This window comes from Lysobacter yananisis (assembly GCF_031199375.1).
Lineage (GTDB): Bacteria > Pseudomonadota > Gammaproteobacteria > Xanthomonadales > Xanthomonadaceae > Lysobacter > Lysobacter yananisis.
Map to the genome: position 1 here is coordinate 974,925 of NZ_CP133568.1, position 15,423 is coordinate 990,347.

Genomic DNA, 15,423 nt, shown 5'->3' on the forward strand with positions numbered 1-15,423 from the left:
TCGTGGGCAAGACCTTCAAGGAAGTAGGAAAAACCTCGACCACCTCTCTGGACCAAAGCAAGTTCAAGAAAGTCCCGATCGAGGTCGCGCCCGATTTCTTCATCCATGTCGATGCCGATCGCGACGGCAAGGTGGACGACACGACCGCGGGCATCGACGCCTGGCACTGGGGCAAAGGCAAGAAGGGCGCCGTGGTGCTGGTCAACAACAACGGCACGATGACGGGAATCAGAGCCGTCGGCCTCGGCTCGGCGGTGGACGTCAAGATCGATCACGACGACAAGACCGTCAATGGCGCTGCCGATGTGGCCGACATCGCGCCGCTCGACATCCGGCGCGTAGGCGCCGCTCCGCCCGCGGGTTGGAAAGTGACCCTGTCGGTTTCCGCCGACGACCAACAACGCATCCGCATCTTCGACAGTCGCGGCGCGAGCGGCAACGAGATCATCGGCCCCGGCACCCAGGCGAGCTACGAATTCCCCGACTTGAGCTTCACCAAGAAGGAACTCGGCATCGAAGCGATCTGCTATGCGGGCAAAGACCCGGCGAACAAGGATTTCGATGGACTGGTGAAGCTGACGCTGACGGTGGAGAAAGCCGGCGGATCGACGGCGACGCGTTCGGCGCAACTCCGCGTGGCGCCCTGGATCATGTTCAACCACTTCGATGAGCCGGAAAAGGTTTTCGTGCTCAAGACGGTCCTGTCCGCCACCAATCCCGGGCACAACGCTTCCTTCGTCGCGGCCTTGAGCGCGGCCGCATCCGCAGCCGGCGTCGCGTTGGAGCAGGTCGACGGCGCGCCCTGGTCGAGCGATCGCTGGATGCAGGACATCATGGAGTTCGGATTCAGCGAACTGCCGGGGCAGAAGGCGTTGCGCAATGTCCTGGAAACGCCGCGCGGGCGGGAACTAGAGAACTTCCCGAAGACGCTGTTGACCAACGACCTGGGTTACCTCAGGCCGGCCCCGGTTCCGGCGTCGTCCTCGTCTCTGAACTCGGGCGGCAATCTCGAAAGCACTCCGCCGTTTACCGCGCCCAGCGGGAAAAAGTATCCGTTCGGACGGATCTATTACTGTCCGCACAGGCAGCTCAACCCCCGCGACCGGCTGGCCCCCGGCTACCAGGAGTTCCTGCAACGCCAGATCGTGCAGGAGCCCATCGAAATCGATGCGGGCTGGCTTAATGTAGGACACGTAGACGAGATCATCACCTTCGTCCCCGCGAGCGGGAAACTCGGTTTCAAGTTGTTGCTCGCGAGCCCGCGCCAGGGTCGCAAGATCCTGAAATCCGCGCCGTCGGCGGGCAAGATGCTCTCTGGCCGCGAATACCGTCCGGGCTATTCCGCCGAAATGTCGGTGAAGGATTTCCTCGCCAACGGCGTCGATTGGGGAACGTTCAAGCAAAGCGCCAAGGAAATTTCCGACTACAACGACCAGTGCCAAACCCATATCGATTCGGCGGAAAAGATCTTCAAGAAGGAGCTGGGGCTCAAATCCGGCGACATCGCCTATGTGCCGAGCATCTACCTGCCCGCAGAGCCCGCGGCGGGCGCCACCGAGGCCGATGCCTTAACCGCGGGAATGGTCAATATGCTGGTCCTGGGCAAGCAATGCATCGCTCCTAAGCCGTTCGGCCCCGTGGACGGCGGCAAAGACCTGTTCGAGGAGGACTATCGGGCTACGCTGGCGGCCTGCGGGCTTTCTGTGACTTTCATTGACGATTGGAATACGTATCACCTGCTGAAGGGCGAGGTTCATTGCGGCTCCAATACGCTGCGAAAGCCCGACGCCTCCAAAAAGTGGTGGGAGTTCGAACATTGAACGGCAAACTCAAAGGCCTCTTGGCCCCCGCGTTCCTCGGCATGATCGCAGCGCTGCTTACCGGCACGGCCGGCACCGCCTACGCGGCCCGACCCGAGTCTTCCACCCCCCAGGCACTACCCGCACAGGCAGTCAAGGCCATGACCCCTCAACAGCAGTTCGATCAGTTGATCCAGTCGCGCAACGACGAATACGAACTCAGGCGCCTACGGTTTTTCTCAAGTCCCGACGCGGTGGCCTACCTTCCTCAGCGTTTCGACGACCCCGATCGCGTCGTGGGATTCATCGCCAGAACTCTGCACGCCTGGGCCACCCACCCCATTCCGGAATACACGGCGTTCGATCGCTTCGTCGAAGGCGGCCTTCAGGCCACCGAGGCTAAGGCCTCGCGCACTGCCGTAGGCTGGAAACCCGAGACTGAACTTTCCGGATACATCCATCGCGAGGGAAACAAGCGGACCACCCAGGAGTACGCGCTGCTGCGCGCGCTGATGCGTCCCGCGGACCCGCACCTTGTCGGTGGAGTGAACCTGTACTTCTACTCACATCCCGTCAGCGAGCCCGAGGTACTGATCCGCATCAACCTCGAGTCCCCGGTTCCAGGCAGTTTCGAAGGTCTGCAGAGGCTTTCGTTGCGCCAGATCGACGCGTCGCGGGCCCTGCAGGCGCTCGACCACGAGCGCGAATGGGCGTCGAGATCGAAGCAAACGTTCCCGGAAGAGTTGGATGCGATGCGCCTGAGCCTGTCGAAAACGACCAAGTCCTGATCGGGATCAGCCCGGCAGTCGAGTCGGCGGGCTCCACGCGTGGAGCGTGTCGTCGTCCGAACTGAAGCAGGAGCGCTCGCCGCTGTTCCGCGCGAACATGAAGACCGGCATGTCGGATATGCCGGCGATCAAGCAACAGCACGGGCGCACCGCCAGCAGAGCAAACCCGAGGCCGCTACCGCTCTGACGTTGCAGAACGGCTTTTTCCCTGTGGGAGCGCATACGATCCCTCAGTCGGCCGCAGCAAAGCCTGCGTCGTCCGCGGCATCGAGCTAGGCAAGGGCGTATTGGCTCGTCCGCTGAGGGCAGCCAAGGGTTGCCGGACGCCGACGCGAAAGCGGAACGATAGCTTGCTGAAGCACCGATGCTTTCTGACCCCTACGCGAATACAAACACGCTGTTCGCCGCCGTTGTTGGCATCAACTACCCCAGACCTAAGCAGCGTCTATTCCTCGCATCACCAGGCACGGCTACTCGCCACAATCATCCGCTTGGACGTATGCGCAAGCTTTCCATGAGCCGCTTCCAAAGTGCGGCAACTTCGGCTTCGTCGAGCCCAGTCGACGCTCCCTGCCCCGTCATCAATTCGGCTTCGAGAGTCGGATGCACAACATCGCCGACGCGGCCCTCGGCCATCCACGTGTACTTCAGCCCGCCACCGCCCGGCAGATCGGGATGATTCACCGCGATCGCGATCTCGAAGCCCCCCTGGTCGGCATAGCGCGCTTCGCCTCGCTTAAGCACTCTTACAGCGTCGCCATGCTCTGCGAGCGTGGCCAATTCCCGATCAGCACGACGAGCCAAGGAAGGCTCATCGCGATCGGCCTTGCGCAACGCCTCGCCGTCGAGATGAAACTGCAGTCCTGGATGCTTTGGGAACTTCACCACCAGGACGAACGATTCGTTGATTTCCGGCGTTCCGGAGTCGATGAAAATACCGTCATTCAGGCAAAATCCGCGTTCGCCCGGAATGCGCCCCGCGCTCAATGGCCGATATCGTCCGGCCGACTCCATAAGGAAGTCGCGCGCCTGTGGATAGCGGCTTGCGCGGTAGTTGATCGTGCGAAACGCATAACGCTTCCGGTCGACAAAGCGATAAAGATCGACCTGAAACTTGGTGGCCGCGTCGTCCACATGCGATCCAATTGCGACCTGCTCGCTCTTCGGATAACTATCGATCCCGATCAATCGAGTTGCAGAACGATCCTGTCGGCTGTCGATGCCCGCACGACGGTCGAACGTGTCGTCACTCGCATCCTGCCGCTTGCTGGCCCGAAGCCCCAGACGCTCCGCTTGAACACGCGCGTCGCGCTCGACATCGGCGAAACTGCTGGCCGAACTCACGCCCACCAATTCGGCTGCATGATAGCTGCCGCGTACCGAGACTTGGGCATCGCGCGGCAAATCGACCAGAAGCCGCCCTATGCATAGCGTTTTAGTCGGCGCGAATTCGACGGATTTGTTCTCAGCCACGGCGGCGTCCGCCTTCGCATGAGGTGACAACAAAAGCGAAGCCGATACGCAAACCAGCGACACCCAACGGAAGCACAGCTTCATACAACGGGCTCCTGTTCATAGCTCTTTCGCCTGCGAAAGCAATTTCCCGATGGACCAGACTACCGACTCGCGCGTATGCGTATGCTTGTCGTCGTAACTGTCTCCATGCGAAACATTCTTCATCCGGAACCCCTGGACCGCGCCACCAGTCTTCAAAGGCGCCTCGCCCGAGATGACCGGCACGGTATTGTCGCCTGGCTCTCCGGCTTCCTTGTCCGGCATTATCTCGAACTCGATACCGCCCGGAACGTCGAGCGTCACCGGATCACTGTCGCTACCGACCTGGATACGTGCATTCACCAGACTGCTACCGGACATCCCGACCGGAGTCTTCGACCGCCACCATAGATTATTGTAGCTGGGCTGCTGAGGATCATCGCCGAAATGCACGTAACTCAGGGGATGGTACTTGTCGACCAACTCCTTATGGTAAGTCCGCGCCTTCTTCAACTGGCTGGCGTAACCATCAACCCAAGGGTCGGCCGGCGGCTTCGCGCCCGCATAACGTTCGTCCGGATCGATCAAACCCGGATCGATCAATCGCCACCAGCGTTCCTTTTCAAGATAGATGTCGATGTACGGATCGCCGGTGGCCGCAGCGGCCTCTATACCAGCGGGTAGCCCCATCAACGGCGTCGGATTCGCCTGCGTCCGCGCGCGCAGCCAGTCCGTCCGATACGCCTGATTCGGCAGCAACTCCAAGGGCCCGGCGGCGTTGCCAATAATCGCCGTTACTTGCGCTGCATTGCGTCCTAGGACGAAACGCGCGATTCCATCGTAGCCGGTTCGACAATGGTGGTACGTGGCAGCGGCGCCGTTAGCGGGCATCACACCGTGAACCACGCCCAGCACAAGGTCGGCCGCGCCTCCATGCGCCGGACTGACCGCAGCGCGCGCCACCAGCCCCCCCATCGAATGAGTAACCAAGATGACCTTTTCGCACTTGAATGGCTTCTCTCCGCCACGTTCGAAACTGTTCCAAGCTTCGATGATCTTTTTCAGCTCAGCGGCGAGTTCCACGCCGGAATCGATGTTGCTTTGCAGCCAGTTGTATCCAACGGCATGTACCGGGCAATAGAAGTTGAGCGCGTGATCCGACTCGCCTTGTGTGATCGGATCGAAGCCTCCCGCTTCTCCGGGCTTCTCGGCCCCCCATTGCTTACCCACGTCGGTATTGTCGATGTAGCTCTGCCACGGCGACGGGTCTTCGCCATCGGCATCGAGCAGATCCTTGTTCAACGCGTTGTCGAGCCAAACAAGGAAATCGCCATACGCTGCCTTTGCGACGCCCCCCCAACCTCGCTCCCTGCCGACCTTGCTGTTCGGTACGCTCGCGCTTTTTCCCGGGAACTTACCGTCGAGATCGACCTCGATGTCGTCGGGATTGAGCCAGCGCTGCCGCTTGGCCGAAGAGCGGAAGATCCATTGCATGGCTAGGCCGATCTTCGAATTGACGGTCCAGGCCGCTTCGCCGTACCTGGTGTTAAACAGGTTGCTACCCATGATTCCGGGCAACAGAATGATCGGCACTACCGAATGGGGGACGACGCTCAGCTCGGCACGGACCTTGTTTTCGGTCGGCGAGGTGATAGTCGTACCGACCGGAACTCCGTCGGCCCCGATGCTTTTAGGAACTCGCCGGGTAGGATCGCTCATACGTCCTCCTTCGCCGGGCCGAGCAGCTTGATCTTTAAGCTCTCGATGCCGATCGCATTCTGCATATCGGCCCACCCTTCGTTGTCTGTGACACCTCGGATGACCGCCCCGTCGGCCCGAAGGATCTCGTATCGATAGTTGGCGGCTGGAGTCTTGCGATCGCGCTTGACCAAGCGAATGCGTTCGTCAAATTTCGCTTCTGGCCAGCGGTTGAGCTCGCGCGACAACTGCGCCGGCCCCACGAACGACTTCTTCGCCGCATGTACCGTGATCGTCCCGGGGCAATTGATCACGATGTCGCCGCCTTCGATGGTCAGGCTGGCGCCGCCGGCGGTGGCCAGGTGCACGGTCTTGCCGGCGGCCAGCTCGACTTCGGCGTTGGCCGAGACGATCTTGAGCTGGTCGCGCGACTGCAGTTCGAAGCGGTCGTGCTGGGCTTCGAACTCCAGTTTGCCGGTGGCGGCGACCAGGCTCAGCGCGGGGTCGTTGCCGGCGCTGGCGCCTTCGACCGCGTTGGCCAGCCAGCCGATCGCCTGGCCGGTGTGGATGCGCAGGTCCTTGGCGATCGCGGCGTTGGTGGAGCCGCCGCTGGCCAGGGTCAGGGTTTCGCCGGAGGCCCACTGCAGGCTCTGGCCGGCGATGTAGCCGATCCCGGCCGGCGCGGCCAGGCCGAGCAGGGCGTCGCCGCTGTGCGGGACCTTGCCCTCGCCGGCATCGGATTTACGCTGCGGCGCCTGGCTCAGCGCGTCGTCGAAGGCTGCGCCGGCAACCGTGGTCTTGGCGCTGGTCAGCAGCGCGCGCAGCGGCGGCTGGTCGCCGATCAGGCCCGATTGGTCCGCCTTGATCACGCCCTCGTGAGCGGCCAGCTTCACCGTCTGGTGGGTGCCGGCGACCTTGGACAGGACTTCGCCGAGTTGGCTGGCCTGCTTGAGCAGCGCGGTCGCCGCGATGGTTTCGCCGGCCGGCTTCTCGCCGTTGATGTCGTAGGCGCTGATCCACAGGCCGGCCTGCGCGCGCACCGCGCCCCACTGGTCGGTACGCAACTCGAAGCCCTCGCCGCGGAAGCTGCCGCGGTAGTTGTCGGCCTGGTGGATCAGGTGGCCGAGGTTGAGCTGGGTCGCGGCCTGGGTGGTCGCCAGTTGCAGGCGCAGTTGCCGGTCGCTGTCGTCGAACACCAGGCGGTTGTGGCCGCCGCCGCCGAATTCCTTGGACTTGATGCCGACCAGCGCCGCCGCGTTGCGGTGGCCGGCGGCGTCCTGGCTCATGCCGTGCCAGGCCGGCGCGTGGCCGCCGACGCGGTTGGCCTGGGCGCTGGGGCCGTGGTCGCTGGCTTGCGCGTAGGCGGCGCCGTCGGCGTCCTGGGTGCCCGCGCCCGGGGTGGCCAGCACGCCGGCGTCGCCCTGGCCGTTGTAGAGCGCGCCGACGATCAGCGGCCGGTCGATGTCGCCGTCGAGGAACGCCACCAGCACTTCCTGGCCGATCCGCGGCAGGAACTGGGTGCCCACGCCGGGGCCGGCGTAGCGCTGGGCCACGCGCAGCCAGCAGCTGTGGTTGGATTCGGCGTCGCCGCCGGCCTGCTGGAAGTGGAACTTGACCCGCAACCGCCCCAACGCATCGCAATGCAACTCGTGCGTGCCCTGCGCCTGGGTCGCGCCGTCCGGGCCGACCACGATCGCGGTCTGGTAGCCCGGCGCGGTCGGGCGCGGGTTCAGGCGCGCGCCGGTGCCGTCGTGCAGCACCGGCCGCCAGGCCTGGTCGCGCGGGACGGCGACGAAGCCGTTGGCGTAGCCGACGCTCTCGGCGCGCGCCAGCACCGCGTCCCAGGCCGCGTCGGACGCGCCCGGCAAGCCGCGCAGCGGCACCTGCGGGGCGGCGCCGAAACGCGCGCTGACGGCCTCGCCGATGCTCTTGGGCAGGTTGTTGACGCCGGCGTGCTGCACCGCCACCAGCAGCGCCTCGGCGGGCGCGTCGGCCTCGGCCTGCGGCGCGCCGGTGAGCGCGAACCAGGTGCCGCTGCGGAAGGTGCGCACGGTGCCGCGGCCCAGCCACAGCGTGCGTTCGGACGCCCGCGCCTGCGCCAGCAGGCCGGCGTAGCGCTCGGCTTCGGTGCGGTCGGCGAAGGCGTACAGGCCGACCGGATCGTAGACCTCCAGCCGCGCCGCCGACTCGCCGCCCGCGCCCAGCGGCACGTTCGCGAGTTGGGTCTGCAGGCCCTTGTAGTCGCCGCTGAGCACGGTCAGTTCGGTCGAGGCGATGCGCCGCACCGCGCCGAAGCTCTGCACGGTGTCGCTGTCCTCGGTGGTGTCGCTGCGGTGGAAGCGGGTCGCGCCGTAGGCGGCGTCGCTGGCTTCCTGCGGGCTCTGCCCGCTCTGCGCGAACAGCACCATGCGATGGCCGCCGGGCGCGTCCTGCGCCTCTTCGATGCGCCAGCCCAGGCCTTCCTCGGCCAGCAGGCGGTCGACGAAGGCGGCGTCGGTCTCGCGGTACTGCACGCAGTAGCTGCGCGCGCGCGCGGCGGCCAGGAACGGGCCGGCTTCATCGCTCCACTGCCAGGCCGCCAGCGGCGCATACGCGGCGAACACTGCCTCGACGATTTGGGCGACCGTCTTGTCCTGGTACACGCGGCTGTGCCGGCCCTGGCTCAGCAGCCAGGTCCACGGCACCAGGCACAAACGATAGCGCGCCAGGCCGCCTTCGCTGCCCAGGCACTGCGCTTCGCGGACCAAGCCCGAGCGCAGCGCGCGGCCGCCGTCGGCCAGCCGGGTGGCGAGCGTCGCGCGACGCCCGAGAAACGCTTCAAGGGATCGGTGCGCATCGACCGACAACACGTCGATCCACCATTCGAAGCCGCCCGACAAGGCTTCCCAGCCCTGCCAGCGTTCCACCGCCCAGTCTTCGCCGATGCCCTGGTCTTGCGGCAAGTCCAGCGTGTACAAGCGCTGCGCGCCGATGAAGCGGGACAGGCCCGCCAGAATCTGTTGCATTCCTTCGCTGCTCACGCCCGTTCCTCCTTGCGCGCGCACGTCCCGTGACGATCCGTGCCAGCCTCGCAGGCCGCCTCCATGGCGGCCTTTTCCGCAGGGTCCAGTGTATCCAAACCGGGGCGGCGGTGAAGTCCCGCGGGGCGGCCCGGCGCGTCGCACGAAAACGCTGGAATCGCGACCGGCTGCGGTATTGCGCCCCGTTAAGCTTCGTCGCGACGGCATCGCGGCGGCCGACACCCCGCCACAGCGACCGAAGTGGCATTCTGTAGGCCACAACGCCCTTTCCCGCACTCAATGGACTGCCATGCAGGATCTGGAACAGCTGCTCGCGCCTATCTCCGATGAGGCGCCCTCCGGCGCCGACCTCTCGTTCTCGGTCGACTACGACGCCATCCAGGAAGCCCGTCGCGCCGACGACCCCTCGCTGGAACAGGGCGAGTGGATCACCGACCTCAAGGTCGCCGACTGGCAAACGGTGGCGACGCGCTCCAACGAATTGCTGAAGACCCGCAGCAAGGACTTGCGCCTGGCGTCGTGGTGGACCGAAAGCCAGACCCAGATCCACGGCTTCGCCGGCCTCGCCCAGGGCTACCGGCTCACCGCCGCGCTGTGCGAGCGCTTCTGGGACGACATCCATCCGCAAGCCGAGGACGGCGACCAGGAACAGCGCATCGGCAACCTGGTGTGGCTGCTGGAGCATTCGACCAAGTGGTCGCGGCGCCTGCCGCTGATCCAGTCGGCGCAAGAGCGCTTCAGCATCGCCGACATCGAACTGGCGCATGCGCGCCGCAACGCCGAACACAATCCCGGCCCGACCGTCGAGCAGATCGACACGGCGCGGCGCGCCACGCCGCGCGAGTACTACCAGAAGCTAATCGACGCCGTGCCGGACTGCCGCGAGGCGCTGCGCGAGCTCGAACTCGTCATCGATGCGCGGCTGGGCCACGAAGGGCCCAGCTTCGCCCAGGCGCGCGACCAACTCGACCATCTGGTCGAGACCACCCGCCGCTTCGCCCGCGACGCCGGCGTGCTGGTCGACGGCGTCGCCGCCGATCCGGGCGCGCCGGGCGAGATCGTCGACAGCGCCCTGGCGGCCGACGATTCCGCGCCGGCCGCGCGCCCGGCGCCATCGGCCCCGGGCGTTATCGATTCGCGCCGCGAAGCGATCGCGCAACTTCGCCGCGTCGCCGAGTTCTTCCGCCGCACCGAGCCGCACAGCCCGGTCGCCTACCTCGCCGACAAAGCCGCGCGCTGGGGCGAGATGCCGCTGCACGTGTGGCTCAAGCGGGTGATCAAGGACGAGAGCACGTTGAGTCAGATCGAGGAGTTGCTCGACAGCAACGATCGTCAGGACGATTGAGTCCGGGCGGGTTCGGACTTGCGTCAGCGCCGCCTCAGGGGTGGCGCTGAGGCCCTGGGCGGCGATAGCGCTCGCGCAGTTTTTCCAGCACTGCGTACGTGGGCGAGTCCTCCTGCAGGCGACGCTCGATCACGAGCTGTCCCGACGCATCCCATTCGCTGTACGCGACATCGATACCCAGCTCGCGCCGCATCACCGATTTCATCTGACCATTGCGATGCCACTCGGTCGTCTCGTCCGGCGCAAAGCCGTGCTGCGCGATCCACTCCCGGCTCAGCTGGCCATTGTCGTACCACTCGCGGCACAGCCCCTTCGGCATGCCGTCTTCGTAGGACCGCTCTTCCTTGAGCGAGCCGTCGGGATAGAGCTCGTAGACAATCCCGGTGAGCGGCTGATCCTGGTACAGCAGTTGGTCGCCCAGGCCGAAATCGAGTTGATCCTCGGTAACGCGAACGGCGGCAGCGGGCTCATTGGACATAGGTCACTCCATCCAGCAAATGGCCGCAATGCGGGCAGGGGTCCTTGACCGCGCCGACCGGCGCGTGCTTGTTTCCGAACGACTCCATCGACCACACCGCGATATCGTCCAGCTTTGCTCCGGTGCCATTGTTGAGCAACTCGTTCACAGCGTAAACCTCCGAATGCGAACCGGCGCCCTTGCTCAACGGCAGACCGTTTTCCGTGACATACGGGGGAACGCCAGGCAGCCTGCTCTCGATATCCGGATGCAGATTGCCCGGAACGGCGCCGTCGACGTGGTTGTTGTAGACCGCGCTCATCCTGCCGGTCCGCATGTCCATGGCGATGGAAAAGCACGGCCCCCGTTTGGCCTTGCCGACACCTTGCGCGACCATGTCGTCGTACGCTTTTTGCACCAGCTCCTTCATCCTGGCGACCTGGGCGGGCGTGCAGGTCAAACCTCTCGGATCGATCCAACCGACCGGATTGAAACCATACGAGTACAACCCTTCGCCGCCCGTCAGGCGGATGGGATCCTGTCCGACGTACTGGGCCAGGTCGCTGTCGTAGTAGCGATAGCGGTTGTAGTGCAGTTCCGTTTCCGGATCGAAGTATTGACCCTGCAACCGGATCGGATTGTCCACCGCATCGGCGACGATGCGCAGCGCCTTGCCTGACGGGCTGTAGGTCGCCGCCCAGGCCACGCGACCGTCTTGCCAGGTCATTCGCGTCGAGCACCCGTTCGGGTCCGCGTGGTAGTACAGCACCACCGCGGACAGCGTTTCGATCGCCACGCGGCTCGCGGCATCGACCTGCGCGGCTCCGAGGTCCCCGACATCGGCGACGTCCGCATGCGCGGCGAGCGCTCCCGCGACAGGAGACGACGGTACGACTGACGCGGTGCGCTCCGGCTCCACCCCATGCGACGACGCCTCGACCGCCGCATCCCGGTTCGCCCCCGAGGGCGAACCGGCCAGGTTGCCATACCCTGGCCGTGCCGCGCCCGCGGCGGCACCGCCTTCCGCGGCCGATTCGCGCGCGAGCGGCGAAACCGCGTTCGCGCCACTGCCTTGCGGCGCGCTCGCCGCATTGCCCCGATCGGGCCCCAACGACAAGGCCGTCAAGGCGCCATAGCCAGGAGCCCGCGATCTTTCCAACCGCGGCTCCACCGCGGCGCCTGCAGCAGTTCCGGAAGCACGTGCCGCTACCGGCCGGCGCGCGTCCCGCAGCGGCGATGGCCCGCTCGTCTGCGAAGACGAACGCGCCGAGCTGTTCGCTCCTGTGTTTTCCGCCGCCGCAGGCGCGGAAACAGCGCTGCGCTTGTCGATCAATGCCAGCGGAACGAAGCCGCCAGGGTAGTAAACGAACTCCCTGACCTTCGGATACAACCCCTGGAAGGCGCTCTTTCGCGCACGCGCCGCGAAGAAATCCAGGACGTTCGCGTCGGCGGACGGATCCGGAGCGCCGGCTGCGTCGTTGTCCTGCCGCACCTCGCCCACCAGCGCATCGCCGTCCCAGAAAAACCAGGTCGTCTGGGTCGGATTGCGCTTGAACACGCGCCGCCCCAACGGGTCGTAACCGTAACGGGTGACCTGGCCGTCCTTTCGGCTTTCGACCAGGCGGTGATGCGCATCCCAGCGCAACCGCAATCCGGAGTCGTCTTCCGATGCGGTCGGCAGCGTCCGCGCATCGCTGCGCTGAACCAGGTCTCCGGCGCGATCGAATACGTAGCGCCTTCCTTCGTAGTCGCCTTCGCGGGCCCAATGCGAAGGCTGCGCTTGGTCGCCGACCGCCTGCAGCATTCGGGTCTCGCGAACACGCGCGTGCAAACGATCGCCCGCGGGATCGTTGAGGAAGTGCTGGATCCTGCCGCGAGGGTCGGTATGCGCCAGCAATCGCCCCATCGGATCGTACGCGTACTGATCCACGCCATGCTCGCTGTCGCCGCGCTCGATCAGGTTGTCGGACGGATCGTAGCCGTAGCGGGTCTCGAACAGCCGCTGCTGCCCGCACATCACCGACTGAGCGGCCAGGCGGCCCTCCCTGTCATAGCTCAGGTCCCGCCGGATATGCGCACCCATCCGTTCTGCCGTCGCGCGTCCCGTCGCATCGCGTTCGATCTCGACCGGCGCTTCATCGTTGATGGCGATCCTGCGCGGCTGGCCGCGCGAATCGAACTCGCATGCCACGCGGTTTCCGGCGCTGGTCTCGCGCAAGATGCGGTTGCCGGCCGCGTCGTAGTCGTTGGCGACGCGAAAGCCGTTCTGGGTTTCTTCCGTCAGGCGGCCGTCGGCATCGTACTTGCGCAGCACATGGCAATGACGATTCTTCAGCTCGACGAATTGGCCGCGCTTGTCGTACTTGAACGTCTCCTCGAACCGTCGGCCCGGACGCTCGAGGTCGGGCGCGGACTTGTGGACGACGCGCCCGAGCGGATCGGTCCGATAGGCCACGGATTGACCCAGCGCGTCGACGCAACCGACCAAGCCGCCGCCGGCGTCGAACCGATAGCGACGGCTCTGCCCCCAGTAATCGATCTCTTCAACCACGCGGCCCAAGGCATCGCGCCGAAGTTCGTATCGCTCCCCGCGCTGGTTGACGACCGCGACCAAGCGCTCCTCGCTGTCGTAGGCGTAACCGACGGCATGACCGTCGGGCTGGATGCGCCGGGCCACCTGCCCGATGCCGGAGTACTCCAGGCGGGTGATCGCGCCGTTGCTGTCGCGATGTTCGATCAGCCTGTCCTCGCCGTCGTACTCGCACTGCACGCGGCCGCCGCCTTCGGCGACGACCCGGCTCAGGCGTCCTTTGCCATCGTGGCTGTACCGCGTCGTACGTCCCGCCGGATCGACATGGGTCAACAGCCGGCCCATCGCGTCGTGTTCGAAGCGATCCACCGAGCCGAGCGGATCGGTCGCGCGATGCAGTTGGCCGTGTCGGTCGAATACCGCCTGCATCGCAGCGCCGAGCGGGTCGATGTAGGTCGCGATCTGTCCCGCGTCGCTGTACTCATAATGCGACTCGGCGCCGGTCGGCGTTCGTTGGCCTATCAACAGGCCACGCCGATCCCATATCTGCGTCCATTCGGCGCCGGCCGGATCGGTCAACGCCACCGGCCGGTCGTCGGCGTCGTACGCGGTCCGCAGAACGCCGCCATCCGCCCGCGTCAACGTCAGCAGATTCCCACGCCCGTCGTACTCGAACTCGGTCCGCAACCCCATCGGATCGACCACGGCGGTGGTTCGCCCCACTTCGTCGTACTCGAACGCGGTGACCCCGTCGAGCGGGTCGATCTCGCACAGCGGCAGGCCGTTCTCGTCGAACTTGACGAGGGAGACGTGGCCGAGCGAGTCGGTGATTTCGGTTTCGCCCAGCAATTCGTCGTAGCGGAACTTGTAATCGTGCAGGCCGCCGTCGCCCCAGGCGCGCACGACGCGCCAGCGGGCGTCGTAGGCGTAGTGGAACGACAGGCCGACGCGGTCGGTGTGGCGGACCATGCGGTGCTGGCGGTATTCGAAGCGACGCGCGGCATCGAGCGCGTCCACGGCGGCGACCAGGTCGCCGTCCTGGTAGCGGTAGCCGACCAGCGGATGGTTCAGGCCGGTCGCCGGGTCGTGCAGTTGCATGCGCTCGATCCGGCCCTGGCGCGATTCGACGTCGATGAAGCGGCCCTGCAGGCCGTCGACTCCGCTTTCGACGATGCGCGTCAGTTGCCCGTCGCTGCGTTCGAAGCGCCAGTGGTTTCCGCACAGGTCCTCGATGCGCTGGATCGGCAGCGAACGCGCCTGCGGTCCGGCTGCGTCCGCCGCAACGGCCGCGAAGCCGTAGCGCAGGCCGTCCTTGGTCCGCACCCACCATTGCGCGCCTTCGCGGATCAGGCGCGCGCCGTTGACGTACTCGCGCACGGCATGTTCGATTCCCTCGCCCTGCGGCAGGTGCGCGAACAAGGCGGGCAGTTCCGGTCCAAGGAACAGCACGCTGCCGTCGGTGTCGAATTCCAGGCGCACATCGGCCGGCGTATGCCAGCCGCGGCCGCACTGGCCGGCGTGGGCGTCGTTGGAATGGTACTCGCGCCGCCACGCTAGCGGCAGGCGCCCGGGGACGGCGAAGTCTTCGTGGATCACCGACACGCTGCCGTCGCGAATGTCGACCGGCTCGGCGCGCAGGATGTTGCACTTCAGCACGCCGGGCTTCATGTTGGCGAACAGTTTCTGCCGCAGCTCCTTGAACGCCGCCCCGGCGGCGCCGGCAACGCCGGTCTTCTTCAGCAGCTTGCCCAGGGCCGGAAGGCCGAAGGTCATCAGCAGCGCGGTCCACGATACCGTCGGCGGGCCGCCGACATAGACGTTGGTCGGTATCGCCACGTTGAGCGTGGTCGGCAACAGCAACGACAAGTGCGGCTTCTTCGGCTTGCGGATCCGGAACGGCGCGACCATTCCGACCACGTTGCAGGCGAGCACCGGCATGGTGATCTTCGAGAACGGATCGCCGTCGGCGAGCACGGTCTTGCTGCCCATGAACAGCTCGTCGTCCCATTGCGGGCCGGCGGCGATCTTCAGCGGCGGCATCCACACGCCGCCGACCGGAATATGCACGTCCAGACCCATGGTGCCCGCGGTGGCGCGCTTGATGCCGTTGACGTGGACGGTGCCGCCGATGATCGGCAGGTAATCGAACGGGTCCAGGACGATGCCGATGTGCGGGGTCGGCAACGGGATCGGAATCGGCGAGGGCGGAATCAGATAGGTGTGGATGTCGATTCCTAGCTGCGGATCGAAATGCTTCGCGGCGATGGTCATGACGGGGTTCCTTCCTCGTTC

General features: G+C 65.7%; 9 protein-coding genes. 4 read left to right on the top strand and 5 right to left on the bottom strand.

The features are described from left to right. Positions 1-2 precede the first annotated feature (2 nt). The 3 genes from RDV84_RS04145 to RDV84_RS04155 are packed head-to-tail and all read left to right on the top strand — an operon-like array spanning position 3 to position 2,774. Positions 3-1,820: a protein-arginine deiminase family protein gene (locus RDV84_RS04145; RefSeq protein ID WP_057946038.1), complete on the top strand. Its 1,818-nt coding sequence runs from the start codon at positions 3-5 to the stop codon at positions 1,818-1,820. After that, a complete protein-coding gene (locus RDV84_RS04150; protein ID WP_138884591.1) occupies positions 1,817-2,587 on the top strand; it encodes a hypothetical protein in 771 nt (256 codons plus the stop codon). Before RDV84_RS04145 ends, RDV84_RS04150 begins: the two co-directional genes overlap by 4 nt. 46 nt (positions 2,588-2,633) lie before the next feature. Next, the gene (locus tag RDV84_RS04155) at positions 2,634-2,774 is read left to right on the top strand and encodes a hypothetical protein (RefSeq protein ID WP_157490322.1); all 141 of its coding nucleotides are present in this window, start codon (positions 2,634-2,636) and stop codon (positions 2,772-2,774) included. Between the two features lie 296 nt (positions 2,775-3,070). On the opposite strand, the gene RDV84_RS04160 is transcribed toward RDV84_RS04155, so the two are convergent. The 3 genes from RDV84_RS04160 to RDV84_RS04170 are packed head-to-tail and all read right to left on the bottom strand — an operon-like array spanning position 3,071 to position 8,784. Beyond that, positions 3,071-4,144, bottom strand: a complete 1,074-nt coding sequence (locus RDV84_RS04160) for a T6SS immunity protein Tli4 family protein (RefSeq protein WP_138884590.1) — start codon at positions 4,142-4,144, stop codon at positions 3,071-3,073. Between the two features lie 15 nt (positions 4,145-4,159). Further along, positions 4,160-5,800: an esterase/lipase family protein gene (locus tag RDV84_RS04165; protein WP_309152571.1), complete on the bottom strand. Its 1,641-nt coding sequence runs from the start codon at positions 5,798-5,800 to the stop codon at positions 4,160-4,162. Further along, positions 5,797-8,784, bottom strand: coding sequence for a type VI secretion system Vgr family protein (locus tag RDV84_RS04170; RefSeq protein ID WP_057946033.1), 2,988 nt, complete (start codon positions 8,782-8,784; stop codon positions 5,797-5,799). The genes RDV84_RS04165 and RDV84_RS04170 overlap by 4 nt, the downstream gene beginning before the upstream one ends. Positions 8,785-9,088: 304 nt before the next feature. Between RDV84_RS04170 and tssA the strand changes: the two genes are divergently transcribed. Further along, a complete protein-coding gene (gene tssA / locus RDV84_RS04175) occupies positions 9,089-10,144 on the top strand; it encodes a type VI secretion system protein TssA (RefSeq protein WP_078996896.1) in 1,056 nt (351 codons plus the stop codon). A 34-nt stretch (positions 10,145-10,178) separates the two neighbouring features. On the opposite strand, the gene RDV84_RS04180 is transcribed toward tssA, so the two are convergent. After that, positions 10,179-10,622 carry a toxin-antitoxin system YwqK family antitoxin gene (locus RDV84_RS04180; RefSeq protein WP_309152572.1) on the bottom strand — a complete coding sequence of 148 codons (444 nt, stop codon included), beginning with the start codon at positions 10,620-10,622 and terminating at the stop codon, positions 10,179-10,181. Beyond that, a complete protein-coding gene (locus tag RDV84_RS04185; protein WP_309152573.1) occupies positions 10,612-15,402 on the bottom strand; it encodes an RHS repeat-associated core domain-containing protein in 4,791 nt (1,596 codons plus the stop codon). The genes RDV84_RS04180 and RDV84_RS04185 overlap by 11 nt, the downstream gene beginning before the upstream one ends. Between the last annotated feature and the right edge of the window lie 21 nt (positions 15,403-15,423).